Here is a 17,428-nt window from a genome sequence, read left to right on the forward strand (position 1 = left end):
GCCGTGAACGCCGACCATCCCCGAATCTCTATCAACGACACGACGCTCCGCGACGGCGAACAGGCCCCGCGCGTCGCCTTCACGGCGCGCGACAAGGCCGCCATCGCACGGGCGCTGGCGGACGCCGGCGTGGATGAGATCGAGGCTGGAACGCCCGCCATGGGACGCGACGAAATCGAGGCAATCGCCGGCGTGGTGTCCGAAGGACTCGCCTGCCGGGTCATGGCCTGGTGCAGGCTCAACCGAGCGGATGTCGACGCCGCGCTCGCGGCCGGCGTCTCTCATGTCAACATATCGGCGCCCATGTCGCGCCTGCAAATCGCCGTGAAGCTTGGCGTGGATCTTTCCACTTTGGCCGAACGGGTGCGTGCGGTTGTGTCCTATGCGCGGGAGAAGGGACTGACCGTCGCGCTCGGCGGCGAAGACTCTTCTCGGGCGGACCCCCGCGACATTGGCGTCATCCTGCGCGCTGCAAGCGAAGCGGGGGCATGGCGCTTCCGCTTCGCCGACACGCTCGGCGTGCTCGATCCCTTCTCGACCTTCGAGGCGATCTCGCGCGTCAGGCAGGAAACCGACCTGCCGCTCGAGTTTCATGGTCACGACGATGTCGGACTCGCCACCGCCAACACGCTCGCGGCCATCCGCGCCGGGGCGACGCATGCGTCGGTGACAGTGCTCGGTCTTGGCGAGCGCGCCGGCAACGCCGCGCTCGAAGAAGTCGGCGTCGCGCTCGGGCATGTCGCGCGCGGCCGCACCAATCTCTCACTCGACAGGCTTCATGGACTGTCGAAGCTCGTCGCGCGCGCCGCGCGCCGCCGCATTGGTCGCTCCAAGGCCGTCGTCGGCGCCGATGTCTTCACCCATGAATCGGGAATTCACGTCGCGGCGCTTCTGAAGGACGCACGCAGCTATCAGGGCATCGACCCTGCCCGCCTCGGACGCCGCAACACCATCGTGCTCGCCAAGCACTCGGGCGTGACGGCGCTGAAACGCAAATGCGCCGAACTCGGCTTCGATATCGATCAGGAGCTCGCGACGACGCTTTTGTCCCAGATCCGCCGCCGCGCGGATGAAAAGATCGCGCCAATGACCCGACGTGAATTGCAGACCTTCTGCAAGAGCGCATGCGGGAGGACGTCATGAGCCTCGCCGCGTCCGCCTCCATGATCCATCTTCGCGCGCGCGACAATCTGCTCCGCCGCGTGCGCGGCGACGTGACCTGCGTTCTGCAACGCGATCCCGCAGCGCGCAACGCCCTCGAAGTGGCGCTGCTCTACCCCGGCGTTCATGCGCTGGTGCTGTATCGCGTGGCCAACAGCCTGTGGCGTCACGGCCTGAAATTCCCCGCGCGCTTTCTGTCCTGGTTCGGGCGCCTCGTCACCAACATCGACATTCATCCCGGCGCCACGATCGGGGAGCGGTTGTTCATCGACCATGGCGCCGGAGTCGTGATCGGCGAAACCGCCGTGATCGAAAATGACGTGACGCTCTATCATGGCGTCACGCTGGGCGGCACCTCCTGGTCGCCCGGAAAGCGCCATCCCACGATCGAGAGCGGCGTGCTTGTCGGCGCGGGCGCCAAGATTCTGGGCCCCATCACCGTCGGCGCACGGTCGCGCATCGGCGCCAATTCCGTCGTCATCGAAGATGTCGCGCCGGAAATGACAGTCGTCGGCATTCCGGCGCGGATCGTCAAAGTCGAGCGCCGCCGCAGCGGCCCGGACGGCCGCATCAACCTCGAACATCATCTCATTCCAGACCCCGTCGGCGACGCCATCTCGGTCCTGATTGATCGTATCGACTTTCTCGAGGCGAGACTTGCGCATCTTCAGGCCCGGAAAGCCGACGCCGCGCTACGAAACAGCGAAAAGGAGCCAAAGCCATGAGCGTGTTCGACGATCTGCGAAAGCTGTCCTCGGCGGAGGATTTTTTCGAAGCGCTCGGCGTGGACTATGATCCTGCGGTCGTGCGCGTGGCGCGCCTCCACATTCTGCGTCGCATGGGCGAATATCTCGCCAAAAATGATCTCGACGGCGCGACCGACGACGAAGCCCGCGCGGCCTGCAAGGAGCATCTCGCCCAGGCTTATGCCGACTTTGTCTCATCGTCGCCCATCGCGGAGCGCGTCTTCAAGGTCCACAAGGACGCGGTCAAGCCGGCCCAGCCGCCCGCCAAGCCCTTCATTCCGCTGACCACGCTGACCGGCGCCGGCGGCTGATCGGGAGAAGACGATGAAGATACTCGTTTGCATCAAGCAGGTTCCCGACAGCGCGCAGATTCGCGTGCATCCGGTCACCAATACGATCATGCGGCAGGGCGTGCCGACGATCATCAATCCCTACGATCTCTTCTCGCTGGAAGAGGCCTTGCGCCTGCGCGACACATTTGGCGGCGAGGTGACGGTTCTCACCATGGGGCCGCCGATGGCCTCCGAGTCGCTACGCAAGGCCCTCGCGATCGGCGCCGACCGCGCCGTGCTGCTCACGGACCGTTTCTTCGCGGGCTCGGATACGCTGGCGACGACCTATGCGCTGGCGCAGGCGATCCGCAAGGTCGAGCAGACCTTCGGCAAGCAGGATATCGTCTTCACAGGAAAGCAAACGATCGACGGCGACACGGCGCAGGTTGGACCCGGCATCGCCAAGCGGCTCGGGCTGCTTCAGCTCACTTATGTCTCCAAGCTGGTGGAATGCGACCCTGAAAAGGGCGAGGTCGTGGTGGAGCGCCGCGCGGAAGGCGGCGTGCAGGTGCTCAAGACAGCCATGCCCTGCCTCATCACCATGATTGAAGGCTCGAACGAGGTTCGTCGCGGCGCCTTCGAGGATTCGCTGCGCGCCGCACGAGCGGAGATCATCACCTGGAGCGCGAAGGACGCCGAGATCGAAGATCTTGCCAAATGCGGCCTCAAGGGGTCTCCGACCATCGTCAAGAAAGTCTTCGCGCCGGCGCCTCGCTCGGAAAAGGCGGCGTTTGTCGAGCCTGAAAAGACCGCGGCGGATTCGGCTGACGCGCTCATCACCGCCATCTTCGCGCGTCACCCGTCGCTTGAAGCCGACATGACCAAGCTTGCTTCGGGACTCTAACCGTTCGTCGCGCCTTCCCGTGTCGACAGCGCTCGACGCCGGAAAGGCGCTCTAAAGGAGCCGACAATGTCTGCAACCCCGCCGCCCGCCACACGCGCCGCCGCGAAGAAGGAATTGCCGGAACATTTCCGCGATTACAAGCATGTCTGGGTGTTCGTCGAGCTTGAACGCGGCGAGGTTCATCCCGTCTCCTGGGAGCTTCTCGGCGAGGGCCGCAAGCTCGCGGACAAACTCGGAGTGGAGCTGGCGAGCGTGGTGCTCGGCGGGCCAGGCGCCGCCGCCAGCGAAGCCGCCGCAGAGTCGTTTCGCTACGGCGCCGACCTTTGTTATCTGGTCGAGCATCCTGTTCTGACGGACTATCGCAACGAGTCCTACGCCCGGGCGATGACGCAGCTCGTCAACACGCACAAGCCGGAAATCCTCCTGCTCGGCGCGACCACTCTCGGCCGTGACCTCGCGGGCTCGGTGGCGACGACGCTGCTGACCGGACTGACCGCCGATTGCACCGAGCTCGCGGTGGACGCCGACGGCTCGCTCGCGGCGACGCGGCCGACATTCGGCGGGTCCCTGCTCTGCACGATCTACACGCTGAACTATCGGCCGCAGATGGCGACGATCCGGCCGCGCGTCATGTCGATGCCGGAGCGCAAGGCCGATCGCGTCGGACGCATCGTCCCCTTCACGCCCGATCTCTCCGAAGACGAAATCATCACCAAGCTTCTGCGATTCATTCCTGACCGCGACTCCAACAAGAGCAATCTCGCCTTCGCCGACGTTGTCGTGGCCGGCGGCATGGGCCTTCAGAGCGCTGAGAATTTCCAGCTCGTCCGCAGTCTCGCCTCCGTTCTTGGCGCGGAATTCGGGTGCTCGCGGCCGCTGGTGCAAAAGGGCTGGGTGACGTCGGATCGTCAGATCGGCCAGACCGGAAAGACGATCCGGCCGAAGCTCTATATCGCCGCCGGCATTTCGGGGGCCATTCAGCATCGCGTTGGCGTCGAGGGGTCCGATTGCATCGTCGCGATCAACACCGACAGGAACGCGCCGATCTTCGACTTTGCCCATGTCGGCATTGTCACCGACGCCATCCGATTGCTCCCGGCGCTGACGGAAGCGTTCCGACAGAGATTGTCGCCCCATCAGCGTGACCGGCTTGCGGGTTAATCACACAAAACCAGAGTCTGGCGCGGCGCCGGCGGAAACGGAATGGAGACTGCCATGATCGAAGAAAGATTTGATGCGATCGTGATCGGCGCCGGAATGGCCGGGAACGCCGCAGCGCACACCATGGCGTCTCGCGGGCTCAAGGTGTTGCAACTCGAGCGCGGCGAATATCCCGGCTCGAAGAACGTTCAGGGCGCGATCCTCTACGCAGACATGGTGGAGAAGATCGTCCCGAACTTCCGAGAGGAGGCGCCGCTCGAACGGCATCTCGTCGAGCAACGTTTCTGGATGATGGGCGAGCGGTCCCACACCGGCCTGCAATATCGAAACGACGACTTCAACGAAGAGAAGCCGAACCGCTACACGATCATCCGCTCCCAGTTCGACCGCTGGTTCTCGAAAGAGGTGCAGGCGCAGGGCGCCATCGTGATCTGCGAGACGACCGTGACCGAATTGGTCAGCGACGCCTATGGCAAGGTCATCGGCGTGCGCACGGATCGGCGCGGCGGAACGATCTTCGCCGACGTCGTGGTGCTCTGCGAGGGCGTCAATGGGCTTCTGGGCTCACGCGCCGGACTTCGCGCGACTCCGAAGCCCGAGCATGTCGCGCTGGCGGTCAAGGAGATGCATTTCCTGCCGCGTGAGACGATCGAAGCGCGCTTCAATCTTCATGGCGATGAAGGCGTCGTCGTAGAAGCCGCCGGGGTCATCTCCAAGGGCATGACCGGCATGGGCTTTGTCTACACCAACAAGGAAAGCGTCTCGGTCGGCATGGGTTGTCTGGTTTCCGACTTTGCGGCCAACAATGACACGCCCTACGGGCTGCTTGAGACATTCAAGAACCATCCGTCCATCAAGCCGTTGCTCGAAGGCTCGGAGGTGAAGGAATATGCCGCCCATCTCATCCCGGAGGGCGGATTCAGGACAATCCCGGAACTTTTCGGCGATGGCTGGGTGGTGTGCGGCGACGCCGCGCAGCTCAACAACGCCATACATCGCGAAGGCTCGAATCTCGCGCTGACCTCGGGACGCCTGGCGGGCGAGGCGATTTTCCAGATCAAGTCGCGCCGCGACCCCATGACGAAGCAGAACCTCGCCCTCTACAAGCAATATCTGGACGACAGCTTCGTGATGAAGGACCTTAAGAAATACAAGGACATGCCAGCGCTGCTGCACGCCAATTCACAAAACTACTTCCTGGCCTATCCGCAGCTCGTGTCGAAAGCGATGGAGAACTTCCTGCGCGTCGACGGCACGCCCAAGCTCGACAAGGAGAAGGCCACGATCGCCGCCTTCGTCAAGGAGCGCAGATGGACTGGCCTGTTCGGCGACGCCTGGAAGCTGGCGCGCGCCTGGCGATGAATTGGCGCTGTTCTTGCGTCAGCGGCAAAAGGACGAAACGACAGGAGAACTCCAATGTCCCTGGCAATCCGAGTCGAAGAGAAACTCTACCAAAATCGCTATATCGTGGACGCCGGCAAGCCGCATATCGCCATTCGGCCACATGAAAAGCCTTCCGATAACCTGCTCGCCCTGACCCGCATCTGCCCTGCGGGCTGCTATGCGGAGACGAGCTCCGGTCAGGTCGAGATCACCCCGGACGGCTGTCTGGAATGCGGCACCTGCCGCGTTCTGTGCGAAGCCTCCGGCGACATTACCTGGAATTATCCGCGCGGCGGCTTCGGGGTTCTTTTCAAATTCGGCTGAGCGGCGCGGGCGAAGGCTCGCAACAAACGGCCGCATCAACGACCTTTGGCGCGGCGGCTCCGGCAACGGAGCCGCCGCGCTTTTTCATCAGAACGGATTGCAGTTCGGATTCGCGCAGGATGGCGGGGTGATCAGCGCGAAGCGAGGCTCATCCGGGTGCGACAACTCGTTGATGTTCTGACACCAGGAGCGGGTTCCGTTCACAGGACAGGACATTACATTGCTGTCGAATCCGGAGTTGCTCGCCCAGGCGGCCCACGGCACCTTCTTCTTCACCTGAATCTGGTATATCTGCCCGGCCTTGTCCTGGATCGTCACGGTGCAGGGCACGCCCTTGGTGGCGATCGGAACGACGATCGTCCGGCTATAGTTCGTCTCTCCCGGCGGGAAGGGCGGGAAGTCGATATCCGCCTGGTTCTTGCAGACGCCATATCGGACCCATTCGGGACGATTTTGAGCCTTCGTGTCGCTGAGATTGACCTCGAAGTCGGTGTTGAAATCCGCAGGCTTGGGAACCGGCAGGTTATTGGGAAGTCCCCTCGGCCCGCCAACCGCGATCACGAGGCCCTCGCCAGAATTGCTCTGGAAGCCCGCGGCGTCGTCAATCGAAAACGCGTAGGAGTTCGCGTTGAGATAGGACGATCCGTGCACGAGCTGCGTGAAGGGATTGAACTGGAGCATCTGCTGCAAGGGGTGAGCATTGTAGTTGTACTGCAACTGAATGTATTCGTTGATGGCCTTGGAGAACGGCGGCCAGGGTTTGGGCGCGTAGGGGTTGAGCGCGTTGACCCCCGGCCCGTATTTGTTGGTGCAATAGGCGTTGAACGGGACCCAGCCGTAAACATATTGCATCAGATACAACTGGCCGACGTCGCCATCCAGAGTCGCCGGAGAGGGGTAGCCCTTATCGCAGCCGGTGAGCTGGCTGTATTTCTGGTAATTGTCCCGGAAGAACTGGTTCACATCCTTGTAGAAGCCCGCGTCCGGACAAGAGGCGCCGGTGGTGGTGGTGCAGGTCTTCCACTGGGAAACCAGATCGGTGAGCGCTCTCGACTCCCAGGAATTCGGCGTGAACTTGCTCGCCGCATTGGTGGTCGCATGCGCCAGAGCGTCCGTGATCAGCTTGTAGGCGCCGGGGAGTCTCGGACGCTGCGCGCTATCCAGAGGCTCGTTGAAGCGCGGCCACTGCGTGAGAAACGAGAACGCGTTGAGCTTCGTGCGGAATTCCGTGAAAGACTGGGTTGTTCCGAGGTAACCGACGGCGCTCTTGTCGCTGCCGTCCGTGCGGCAGGGCTCTTTCAGACAGGGAGCCAGAGCAACCGGCAGGTACACCTGGTCGAGATAGGAGATATTATAACCGACTTTCAGGTCGATGATCGTCGGCGGCGACACCGATGTTTTGACATTGGCGAAGGTGTGTTCCAGCAATTGGAACGGAATGCCCAGAAATTCCGCCGTGTCCCATGAGATGTCGTTCACCGAGGCGGTGCAGCCGTCGCATGAGAAGGGCAGAGTGTCGGCCGCCGTCTTCAGTGTCCCCTTGTCCTGGCTGCGCGCCTTGTCGATGGCGGCCTTGGTGTCGAACACATAAATACGGCCGCCATTCCACCAGTCCGCATATTCATCCGTATCGTTCAGCAGCTTCGAATACCACGGCACGGTCACCGTCACCGAACCGCCCGCCGGGACGCCCGTCTGCGGATTGACATAGACGCGCGACAGATGCGTCTCCTTGTAGGGCTTCGAGGCGTCCGCGAACAGCGCCTGGAGCCATGGATCGGGATCTTGCGCGCCAGCCTGGATGACAACCCAGACCGGTCCATTGGTGTTATTGTAAATGTGAACTTTCTTGTAGCAATCCGGCGAGGGACACTGGATTGCGCTGGCGGCCGGCGCATAGCCGATCACCAGAAGGACGAGAAATGCGAAAAGCCGGACGGCTTTTCGCGCGACATATCCGTTCACCCCAAAAACTCCCCTTAACTCTTGTCACCGCAACGCAACACATTATGCCTCGGGAGAAGTCTTTGTGAATGGAGCGGACGTCAAAAGAAGTGGTTTTTCCGATTTTTACTTGGAACAACTTATGCTTTTCAGTAATAATTTGAAACATGAAGAAACCGGCGGCTCCCGGAAGCGGATCGCCGCACAGATGCGCAGGTCGTCGCGCCATTTGCGCCACGCGGATGGGCCTGAGCCTTGAACGCCGGCGCCGCACGGCGGCCGACGCCGGCGCTTCGAACGCGCAGGGCCAAGGGGGAGAAAGGCTGAGGCGGAGCGGCGCGCCCTGGGCTACAGGGGGCCTCACGCAGTCAGTGTCGCCGGTCTGTCTGGAAATGGCGCGCCCGAAAGGATTCGAACCTCTGACCCCCAGATTCGTAGTCTGGTGCTCTATCCAGCTGAGCTACGGGCGCCTGCCGCGAGCGCCTGGGCCCGCGCTAAGGGGGCCGCCGCGTCGCGACTGGGCTTCGTTTAGCGGCAAGCGGGCCGAATGGCAAGCGCGTTATTTTTGCCCGCTCGCGCCTTGCAGCCCCTACGCGAGGATTTAATTAGAAAACTGCATCAGACAGGATTTGCGATGGAAACTTTCGTCTCTAACGGCGTGGAGATTGCCTATTCGGATTTCGAGCCCCTCACCGACGATCGGCGCGAACCGATTGTGCTCATTCACGGATTTGCCTCGACCCACGCCGTGAACTGGATGTTCACCCAATGGGTCAAGACCCTGACCGAGGACGGCCGCCGCGTCATCGCCTTCGACAACCGTGGCCATGGCCGGTCGCAGAAACTCTATGATCCGGCACAATATGCGCTGGATTTCATGGCGCAGGACGTGGCGAATCTCCTCGATCACCTCTCCATCGCCCGGGCGGACGTCATGGGCTATTCACTCGGCGCCCGAATCGGGACCGTGCTCACGCTCGCCCGACCGGACCGGGTGCGATCGCTCATTCTGGGCGGAATCGGCCGCTATCTGATTCAGGACGCGGGTCTCCCTGGCGGCCTCGCCGAGGCCATGGAGGCAGAGCGGATCGAGGACATCGAGAATTCGATGCTCAAGATTTTCCGTGGCTTCGCCGAATCGACGCGCAGCGACCTGCGCGCCCTCGCCGCCTGCGTGCGGGGCGCGCGGAAGGCCATCGACCCCGCTCTTCTCGCCGGGATCGAGTGCCCCGTGCTGATCTGCGTCGGCACGCGGGACGACGTCGCGGGCGACCCGTCCCCGCTCGAGCCCCTGTTCCGCGACGTCCGCCTGGTGGACATTCCGGGGCGCGACCACAACAGGGCCGTCGGCGACCGGATCTACAAGCAGGCCGTGCTGGAATTTCTGGCGACGCGCCCGTGATGCGCGGGCGGGACGAAACGGCTATATAGCCGGGTCAGGAGGAGCGCTCATGGCCGCCGACCCGCGCGGAACCGCCGCGTCCGTCATTGATTTCGACCCGCTTCTGGCCCGGCTGCGGCTGGAGGCCGAGGATGTGCTGCGCCGTGAGCCCGAGCTCGGCGGGCTCATCCATCCCGCCATCCTCGCCCAGGGCTCGCTTGCCGGCGTGATCATCCACCGCGTCGCCCAGCGTCTCGACCGCCCGGAGGCGGCCTATGCGGCCATCCGCCAGGCTTACGAGAGCTGCCTCGACCGCGAGCCGGCGATCCTGGAAGCGTTCCGGGCCGACCTTCTCGCCGTGGTCGAGCGCGATCCGGCCTGCACCCGCCTTCTGGAGCCGGCGCTCTATTTCAAGGGCTTCCACGCCCTGCAGACCTATCGTCTGGCCAACTGGCTGTGGATGAACGGGCGCAGCGACTTCGCCCTCACCCTGCAAAGCCTGTCCTCGCAGATTTTCCAGACCGACATTCACCCGGCCGCGCGGATCGGCAAGGGCGTCTTCATCGACCACGCCACCGGCGTCGTGATCGGGGCCACGAGCGTCATCGAGGACGATGTGTCGATGCTGCATGGCGTGACGCTAGGCGGCACGGGCAAGGCGCGCGGCGACCGGCACCCCAAGGTGCGCAGGGGCGTGCTGATCGGGGCCGGCGCCAAGGTTCTCGGCAATATCGAGATCGGCCGCTGCGCCATGATCGCGGCGGGCTCCGTGGTGCTCGAATCGGTGCCGCCGAACAAGACGGTGGCCGGCGTTCCGGCCCGGATCGTCGGCGACTCGAAATGTGCCGAACCGGCGCTGGCCATGGACCAGATGCTGGCTGTATTGGATGCGGCGTCACAGGTGAGGACGGGGCTTTAACAGTGAAGAAACTTATGCTCGGCGCGGCGTTATCCCTCATTCTGGCCGCGGGCCTGTCGCCCCGCGACGCGCGCGCCGCCGGCTGGCATTATTACGATCCCGACTGCCCCATCGCCGTCGGGGCGAAGTCGATGAAATTCGTCGCCATGCAGCCCAAGAAGAGCGTCGACCGCGAATGCGGGGCGCTTCCGGACACCGGCCCGTCCGTCATCGTGCTCGACGCCGCCGACAATGAGCTGCGCGACATGAACTGGGACGTCCGCGTGTTGCGCGCGAAGGATGAAAGCGGCGCCGCCGACCCGGAGGCCGATTCGGTCAGTCGGCTGCCCGTGCAGAAATTCCGCAACGGCATGGTCAATTTCGATCAGGATTTCAGGCAGGCCGGCACTTACGTTCTCTATGTGAAGCTGACGAGCGACGACGGCGGCAAAAGCTTCGAGGGCCGCCATCCGTTCTCGGTGGGGCTGATGACCGAGGAAGAGTTTTATCTCTACATCGGCTTCGGCGTGTTCGCGGCCGCCGCGGGCGGCGTGGCGTTCACGCTGTGGCGGCAGGGCAAGCTGGGGTTCAAGATCCCGAATTTCGCCAAGCCGTCGTAAGCAACGCAGGCGGCGTCATGTTCGCGACAGCGAGGCGCCGCCCCGCCCCGCGACGTGCAGGACCGGCGGAAGCCCCTACCCGAACCTGTTGTTCTTCGGAAAGCCCCTCGGCGGCAGCCGGCCGGCTTCGGCGCGGTGGCCCATCCATTCGGTCAGCTCCGCCGCCGCCACAGTGAACACGCGCCCGGCCGAATCCGTCCATGTGAGCCCGTCCGCCAGCGCGAACACTTTCGCGTCCGAGACGCCGCCGTCCTTGTAGCGCTGCATGCGCACGCCCTTGCCGCGCGCCATGCGGGGCGCCTCCTCGAGCGCAAACACCAGCAGCTTCCGGTTCTCGCCGATGATCGCGACATGGTCGCCCGCCGCTTCGGTCACGACTTTCAATCTCGCCGGCGGGTCCACCGACAAGGCGGCGCGGCCCTTCTTCGTGGATGACAACAGATCGTCCTGCGCCACGACGAACCCGCGCCCATCGTCCGCGATGAGGAGCAGCGACGCGCCGGCCGTATGGGGCATGACGCGCGCCGGATCGGCGCCTTCGTCGATGTCGGCGAAGAGGCGGATCGGCTCGCCATGGCCGCGCCCGCCCGGCAGCTTGGAGGCGTCGAGCGTATAGGCCTTGCCATTGGTCGCGAGGACGAGAATCTTCGAGGTCGTCTGCGCGAAGAAGGATGTGTCGAGTTCGTCGTCGCTCTTGAATTGCAGCGACGACAGGTCCTGCACATGGCCCTTGAGGGCGCGAATCCAGCCTTTTTTCGAAACGACGACCGTGATCGGCTCACGCTCGATCATGGCCTCGGCGAGATCGAAATCGACATTGGCCGGCGCATCTTCAAAAGTGGTGCGGCGCTTGCCGACCGGCGTCGTCGGACCGTAAAGCTTCTTGAGATCGCGCACCTGCGCGGCGATCACCTTCCACTGCTTGCTTTCGTCGGCGAGAAGCGCCTCCAGATCGGCGCGCTCCTTGCCGAGCTCCTCCCGCTCGCGGCGCAGCTCCATCTCCTCCAGCTTGCGCAACGAGCGCAGCCGCGTGTCGAGGATGTAGTCGACCTGAAGGTCCGTGAGTTTGAAGGCCCGCTTCAGCTCGCCCTTGGCGTCGTCCTCCTCGCGGATGATGCGAATCACCTCATCGAGATTGAGGAAGACAATGATCATGCCTTCCACTTGCTCCATGCGGCGCAGGATCGCGGCAAGGCGGTGGTTGGAGCGGCGCTGGAGGACGGCGCGGCGATGGTCGAGCCATTGCCGCAGCGCATCGTCCAGCGAGACGACGCGCGGCGTCACGCCGTCGACCAGCACATTCATGTTGAGGCCGAAGCGCGATTCGAGTTCGGAGAGCTTGAAGAGCGTCTCCATCATCAGCGCCGGGTCGATGGCGCGGGTTCGCGGCTCGAAAACGATGCGCACGTCCTCAGCTGATTCGTCGCGCACGTCGGCGACGAGCGTCAGCTTGCGCTCGGAGATCAGCTCGGCGAGCTTCTCGATCAGCCGCGACTTCTGCACGCCATAGGGAATTTCGGTGACCACCGCGACCCATCCGCCGCGCGGTAGCTCCTCCTTCATCCAGCGCGCGCGCACGCGGAAGGAGCCGCGCCCGGTGCGATAGGCTTCGATGATGTCCTCGCGGCGGTCCACGATGACGCCGCCCGTGGGAAAATCGGGCCCCTGCACGAAAGTGAGCAATTGCTCGCTCGTCGCGCCGCGATGGGAGATCAGATAGAGCGCGGCGTCGCAGAGTTCGGAGAGATTGTGCGGCGGGATGGAGGTGGCCATGCCCACCGCGATGCCCTGCGCGCCATTGGCCAGCATATTGGGCAGCGCGGAGGGAAGGACGATCGGCTCCTTCTCCTCGCCGGAATAATTAGGCTTGAAGTCGATGGCGTCCTCGTCGATGCCCTCGAGCAGCGACCGCGCCACGGCGGTCATGCGCGCCTCGGTGTAGCGATAGGCGGCGGCCGAATCGCCGTCGATGTTTCCGAAGTTGCCCTGCCCGTCGACCAGCGGGTAGCGGGAGGAGAAATCCTGCGCCAGCCGCACCAGCGCGTCATAGATCGCCTGGTCGCCGTGGGGGTGGTAGGAGCCCATGACGTCGCCGACGATCTTGGCGCATTTCTTGAACGGCGCGCCGGGGTCGAGCCGCAGCACATGCATGCCGTAGAGGATGCGGCGGTGGACCGGCTTCAGGCCGTCGCGCGCGTCCGGCAGGGCGCGGTCGGTGATCGTCGAGAGCGCGTAGCGCAGATAGCGTTCCTCGAGCGCCTCCCGCAGATCGACGGGCGTCACGACGCTCTCGCCGCCGCCGTCCCTGCCCTTTCCCGCCGAACCGCCCTTCTGCGCCATCTGTCATTTCCTGTTTGTTCGCCTGCGTTTCCTATGGGCATGCCGCCAGCGGCGCAAGCGCGCCCCTCGCGGGATTCACAATACGGATAGATTCCAGCGGCTTGTCGGTTTTTTTCTCTGGAAGAGCGGATTTCGCGCTTGCGGCGATTCTCGCCGCTCCCTAAAAAAGGACAGGTTACAGCGCCGTTTCTGCTCCGGCGAGTACAGCGTCCCTCCTCCTTTTCCGCGGCTTCGGATATGGCATCACTCGTACGACTTGCGGCTGCTCTCAGCCTGGCGCTGACCGCCGGCGCGTCTCTGGCGCTGGAAGGAAAAAGGGTCGCGAACAATGATTCGCCCGCCCTGACGCACGACCGCGCCGGCCAGGCCCGGGACGACAACGCCATGCAGGCGCTCTGCCGCGAGATCCTCGTCGACACCGACGAGGGTTATGGCGTGACGAATCGCGAAGCCCGCGTCGTCTGCGACGAGCTGCGCTGAGTCGTCACAGCATAGCTAGCTAGAGCGCTTTCTTCTCAAAGAGGCTCATAACCTGCGGTGGCGCAGAAGTTTCCACATTCCTGTGGGTGAACTCATCGCGTAAGCTTGGCCTCAGCCGGCTGCACGATCCCGAGCCGGTCAGACCCTATGAGCGGCAGAGCCTCGGGCGACGCCGATCGTGACCGACGCCACAGTGGGCGCCGGATGCGCGAGTGTTTACTTACTTGTGATTCGCTTTGACGTAATTGATGTTTTCCTCCATCCATTTCTCTTCGAAGGCCCGTCTTGCCGCCGTGAGCGCCGCAGTCAGCGGATTGTCTTTCGGCCTCGCGAAAGCGACGCCTTCATCGGCGACGTCCTTGGACGGGGACAGCCCGCCGGACTTGGCTTCGAGCTTCTCTTCGACGTCCTCCATCGCCTGCGCGAGTTGGGCGGGCATTTCATTCACCGCGCGCCAGAAGACGACGGCTTTCTGGGTATCCGTCAGATCAACTATTCTGGAGATGTTGGTGAGGGTCTTGAAGAACCCGCCTCCTTTCGTGAATACCGCTGCCTCCTGCCGGACTCGTTTCTTGAGCCCGTCGGCCCCGGGCAAGGCGCCGCGCTCATAATTGGTCGCATCGAAACGGACCAGTTCGGCCTTGATGGTTGCTTTGAGATTGTCGCGGGTGGTGGGCTGAAGATTGATCGGCGGCAGCGCGATCGGAGCCATTCCCTCCGGCAGTATGCTGTTCAGCTCGGCGAGCTTTTCCACCATATTGCGAGGGTAGAGTTCGTCGAGCCCGGTCGCCGTGCCCGAGGCGAGGTCGGCGACATACTGCCGATAGGCCCTGCGCGCGTCATGGACGTCGAACGCCTCCTGTTTTGTATCGCCGCGCGGCCGCGCCGCGCGAGCCTTCGAAGCTTCGTCGCTCTCGCCTTCGAAACGGACGGCCTTGTCCGTCTGGCGTTTCGCGTCGGGGGCGCGCAGGATGCCTTTCGGCTTGCCATCCGACGGCATGTCGCCCACCTTGCGAGGCTCCCGTAGTATCGTGGCGCCATCTTCCTTGTAACGCTCCATCTTGCGCGCGTCATAAAGCGCGAGCAGATCCTTCGTCGCCGCCGCGATGAACTGCGCCTTCCCCTCCTCGCCGCCGGTACGATGCGTGGAGGCGCCGCGCTTTTCCCAAAGCTCGCTCGCGAGATCGTTAGCGACGGATTCGCGCGTGTTCTTGCTGTTCTGCTTCGTCGGTGCGAGCTGGCCGCGCATCCGCTCATAGAGATCGGTCTCGTGGCCCGCGAACGAAGCCTTCATATGGATGTGGACGCCGCCGAGCTGAAATTTTTGCTCAGTCCCGGCGAGCACACCGGCGTTGCGTCGATCCGTTGGCGACGCGGACCGCTTCGCATTGGCCGAGGAATTGCGCGCGCGGGGCGCCCAGTCGGGGCTCTTCTGCGCGACATGACGCACGGAAAGGGCGCCATTATTTTCCCTCGCGCCCAACCGGGCGTGAAGTTCCGCTTTTTGGGCTGTCTGATTGGAGCTCAGGAAATCGTTCTTGCGATTGCCGGCGCCCTGCGCCGTCCTGTCCCAGGCGACCGTCCCCCCGGTGGCGGGATGCTTGCCGACCGTCTGTCCGCCGCTGTTCCGGGTGTCAGGGACGTTGCTCTGAACCGTGCCCGCTCTGGTGTTGTTGATTCTCATGTCGGATCAGCTTCCCGCTTTGGGCCCTGTTGGGCGGCGGTAGCAAAGTAAGCGCGATCCGCGTGACAGGCTGTCATGAATATTACACTGATCGGCGCAACGGCGTCCTTTCTCGAACTTCTTGCGATCAGCATGACGCGCAGCAAAGAATTTGAAACGTTTGTCTTAACCAGACTGGGTTACAACTTCGGCGGAAAGCGCTCGCGCAAGGCATCAAGATAAAGCGCGCGCGACGCCGGCATGGCCCCGCCGCGAGGTCCGAGAACGTCCCGCACGAGAAAATGCCCGGTCAGCCTGAAGGCGTCGATAATCTCCGACGTCGGCGCCGAATCGGCGTCGTCTTGCAAAAAGCGCGGATACGGCAGCAGCCGGCCGTCCCAGGGCGCGCCCGCCGCGCGGCTGACGGCGCGGCCCGACTTCGGCGACACGAAGGCCAGATCGTCGCGCCCTCCGGTCAGGGCGCAGCAGGCGAGATCGAGCCCAAAACCGAGCGCCGCCAGCAGGGCGAGCTCGAAGCGCGCCATCAGCGGCGCCGCAGCGTCGGCCCTGTCCAGACGGGCGGCGATGTCATTGGCCATTTCGAACAGCGCGTCCTGCGGATCGCGTTCCGGCAGAAGACGCAGCAGCGCGGCGAGCAGGGCCACGCCATGCAGCGCCGCCCCGCGATCGAGATAGCGCGCCGCCCGATTGGCCAGAGGCTCGACGGCGAAGGCGCCCATGTGATCCTCGAGCCGCGCGCGCCATGTCGCGGCGACGAGATTGCCAGGTTGCAACACCGGCCGCAGGGCTCTCGACCGCCCTCCGCGCACGACGCCGAGATGCCGGCCATGGGCGCGCGTCATGAGTTCGAGAATGACGGCGGCCTCGCCATATTTTCGCGCGCCGACAACGAGTCCTTCGTCCTGCCACTCCATGGACCGTCTCGCGAGGCTCTCCCGGTTCCCGTCCGCCGGCGAAAGCGAGAATGATGCGCCGCCCCTATTGTTCCGAGAGCTTCATGTCCGGGCTGTATTCCAGCCCCTCGACGTCCTTGATGATCGCCTGCCCGCAGATCACGCGGTTCTGGGCCGTGTCGAAGGTCAGCGTCGGTCCGCCATGGAGCCGCCAGCCCTTGCTCAGCGCCTCCGTCACGCGATGGCAGAAGGCCGCGTCGTCCGGGCCGGTGAGACAGCGATAGACCGTCAGTTTCTTCTTCGACATCGAGCCTATTCCTTGGGAAAATCCAGCCGCATCTCGCGGTAGCGCTCGGGGTCCTCGGCCCAGTTTTCGCGCACCTTCACAAACAGGAACAGATGCACGGGCTGTTCCGCGGCTTCCGCGATTTCGCGCCGCGCCGCCTGGCCGATCGCCTTGATCGTGCGCCCGCCCTCGCCGATGACGATCCGCTTCTGCCCCTCGCGGGCGACGTAGATCGTCTGTTCGATGCGCGCGGAGCCATCCTTTTGATGCGTCCAGGAGTCGGTTTCGACCGTGGACTGATAGGGCAGTTCGTCGTGCAGCCGCTCGTAGATCTGCTCGCGGGTGATCTCGGCGGCGAGCAGGCGCAAGGGCGCGTCCGAGAGCTGGTCCTCGGGATAGAGCCAGGGCGACGGCTTCATGCGCCGGCCGAGCGCGTGACGCAGGTCGCCGACGCCGTCGCCGGTGAGCGCGGAGACCATGAAGGTCTCCTCGAACGGCTGCCGCTCGTTGAGCTTCGCGGCCAGCGCCAGCAGCTTCTCCCGGGCGATGATGTCGATCTTGTTGAGGACGAGCAGCTTGGGCGCCTTCACGGTCTTGAGCTGGTCAAGAATCGCCTCGACCTCCTCATCGAGTCCCTTGCGGGCGTCGACGAGCAGCGCGACGACGTCGGCGTCGGACGCGCCGGAGAGCGCGCTCGCCACCATGGCCCGGTCGAGCTTGCGCTTGGGCTTGAAAATGCCGGGGGTGTCGACCAGCACGATCTGCGCGGGACCGTCGAGGGCGATGCCGCGCACGAGGGCGCGGGTCGTCTGCGCCTTGCGGGAGACGATGGAAACCTTGGCGCCGACGAGTTGGTTGAGCAGCGTCGATTTGCCGGCGTTGGGCGCGCCGACGAGCGCGGCGAAGCCGCAGCGCGTCTGTTCCGTGTGTGTCTCTTCGCTCACCGCGTCT

17 protein-coding genes and 1 tRNA gene are annotated in these 17,428 nt (G+C 64.1%); 11 read left to right on the forward strand and 7 right to left on the reverse strand.

The window, feature by feature from the left end:
- The first annotated feature begins 3 nt into the window (after window positions 1–3).
- The 7 genes from nifV to ACR652_RS07085 all read left to right on the forward strand — a co-directional run bounded on the left by nifV (window position 4) and on the right by ACR652_RS07085 (window position 5,951).
- Entirely contained in the window at window positions 4–1,143 is a 1,140-nt protein-coding gene (gene nifV / locus ACR652_RS07055; RefSeq protein WP_434505812.1) for a homocitrate synthase, read from the forward strand.
- Window positions 1,140–1,886, forward strand: coding sequence for a serine O-acetyltransferase (gene cysE / locus ACR652_RS07060; RefSeq protein WP_434505813.1), 747 nt, complete (start codon window positions 1,140–1,142; stop codon window positions 1,884–1,886). The genes nifV and cysE (ACR652_RS07060) overlap by 4 nt, the downstream gene beginning before the upstream one ends.
- Window positions 1,883–2,218, forward strand: coding sequence for a nitrogenase stabilizing/protective protein NifW (gene nifW, locus ACR652_RS07065; RefSeq protein ID WP_434505814.1), 336 nt, complete (start codon window positions 1,883–1,885; stop codon window positions 2,216–2,218). Before cysE (ACR652_RS07060) ends, nifW begins: the two co-directional genes overlap by 4 nt.
- Window positions 2,219–2,231: 13 nt before the next feature.
- Window positions 2,232–3,083, forward strand: coding sequence for an electron transfer flavoprotein subunit beta/FixA family protein (locus ACR652_RS07070; RefSeq protein WP_434505815.1), 852 nt, complete (start codon window positions 2,232–2,234; stop codon window positions 3,081–3,083).
- Window positions 3,084–3,149: 66 nt separating this feature from the next.
- The gene (locus ACR652_RS07075) at window positions 3,150–4,244 is read left to right on the forward strand and encodes an electron transfer flavoprotein subunit alpha/FixB family protein (RefSeq protein WP_434505816.1); all 1,095 of its coding nucleotides are present in this window, start codon (window positions 3,150–3,152) and stop codon (window positions 4,242–4,244) included.
- Between the two features lie 54 nt (window positions 4,245–4,298).
- Window positions 4,299–5,606 carry an FAD-dependent oxidoreductase gene (locus ACR652_RS07080; protein WP_434505817.1) on the forward strand — a complete coding sequence of 436 codons (1,308 nt, stop codon included), beginning with the start codon at window positions 4,299–4,301 and terminating at the stop codon, window positions 5,604–5,606.
- A 54-nt stretch (window positions 5,607–5,660) separates the two neighbouring features.
- Entirely contained in the window at window positions 5,661–5,951 is a 291-nt protein-coding gene (locus ACR652_RS07085) for a ferredoxin family protein (RefSeq protein ID WP_434505818.1), read from the forward strand.
- A gap of 87 nt (window positions 5,952–6,038) precedes the next feature.
- On the opposite strand, the gene ACR652_RS07090 is transcribed toward ACR652_RS07085, so the two are convergent.
- Both ACR652_RS07090 and ACR652_RS07095 read right to left on the reverse strand, forming a co-directional pair.
- Complete coding sequence (locus ACR652_RS07090) at window positions 6,039–7,916, reverse strand: hypothetical protein (protein ID WP_434505819.1); 1,878 nt, start codon at window positions 7,914–7,916, stop codon at window positions 6,039–6,041.
- Window positions 7,917–8,288: 372 nt separating this feature from the next.
- Window positions 8,289–8,365 (reverse strand) — tRNA-Arg (locus ACR652_RS07095).
- A gap of 164 nt (window positions 8,366–8,529) precedes the next feature.
- On the opposite strand from ACR652_RS07095, the gene ACR652_RS07100 reads away from it, so the two are divergent.
- From ACR652_RS07100 to ACR652_RS07110, 3 genes are read left to right on the forward strand one after another with little or no spacing between them, the layout of a single operon-like run.
- Window positions 8,530–9,297, forward strand: a complete 768-nt coding sequence (locus tag ACR652_RS07100) for an alpha/beta fold hydrolase (protein WP_434505820.1) — start codon at window positions 8,530–8,532, stop codon at window positions 9,295–9,297.
- Between the two features lie 49 nt (window positions 9,298–9,346).
- Window positions 9,347–10,195 (forward strand): serine O-acetyltransferase, encoded by an 849-nt coding sequence (gene cysE / locus ACR652_RS07105; RefSeq protein WP_434505821.1) that lies wholly within the window; start codon window positions 9,347–9,349, stop codon window positions 10,193–10,195.
- Window positions 10,196–10,197: 2 nt separating this feature from the next.
- Window positions 10,198–10,794, forward strand: coding sequence for a hypothetical protein (locus tag ACR652_RS07110; RefSeq protein ID WP_434505822.1), 597 nt, complete (start codon window positions 10,198–10,200; stop codon window positions 10,792–10,794).
- Between the two features lie 75 nt (window positions 10,795–10,869).
- Here the strand turns inward: ACR652_RS07110 and parC are convergent, their stop codons facing one another.
- Entirely contained in the window at window positions 10,870–13,134 is a 2,265-nt protein-coding gene (gene parC, locus ACR652_RS07115) for a DNA topoisomerase IV subunit A (RefSeq protein WP_434505823.1), read from the reverse strand.
- Window positions 13,135–13,371: 237 nt separating this feature from the next.
- Here parC and ACR652_RS07120 point away from each other — a divergent pair, with 237 nt between their 5' ends.
- Window positions 13,372–13,614, forward strand: coding sequence for a hypothetical protein (locus ACR652_RS07120; protein ID WP_434505824.1), 243 nt, complete (start codon window positions 13,372–13,374; stop codon window positions 13,612–13,614).
- A 220-nt stretch (window positions 13,615–13,834) separates the two neighbouring features.
- Here the strand turns inward: ACR652_RS07120 and ACR652_RS07125 are convergent, their stop codons facing one another.
- The 4 genes from ACR652_RS07125 to era form a co-directional block, all read right to left on the reverse strand.
- Complete coding sequence (locus tag ACR652_RS07125; RefSeq protein ID WP_434505825.1) at window positions 13,835–15,298, reverse strand: hypothetical protein; 1,464 nt, start codon at window positions 15,296–15,298, stop codon at window positions 13,835–13,837.
- Window positions 15,299–15,477: 179 nt separating this feature from the next.
- Window positions 15,478–16,212, reverse strand: a complete 735-nt coding sequence (gene recO, locus ACR652_RS07130) for a DNA repair protein RecO (RefSeq protein WP_434505826.1) — start codon at window positions 16,210–16,212, stop codon at window positions 15,478–15,480.
- A 64-nt stretch (window positions 16,213–16,276) separates the two neighbouring features.
- Window positions 16,277–16,498, reverse strand: coding sequence for a DUF1737 domain-containing protein (locus tag ACR652_RS07135; RefSeq protein WP_434505827.1), 222 nt, complete (start codon window positions 16,496–16,498; stop codon window positions 16,277–16,279).
- A gap of 5 nt (window positions 16,499–16,503) precedes the next feature.
- Window positions 16,504–17,421 carry a GTPase Era gene (era, locus tag ACR652_RS07140; protein ID WP_434505828.1) on the reverse strand — a complete coding sequence of 306 codons (918 nt, stop codon included), beginning with the start codon at window positions 17,419–17,421 and terminating at the stop codon, window positions 16,504–16,506.
- Between the last annotated feature and the right edge of the window lie 7 nt (window positions 17,422–17,428).

The organism is Methylocystis sp., assembly GCF_051061225.1.
In the GTDB taxonomy this organism is placed as follows: Bacteria; Pseudomonadota; Alphaproteobacteria; order Rhizobiales; family Beijerinckiaceae; genus Methylocystis.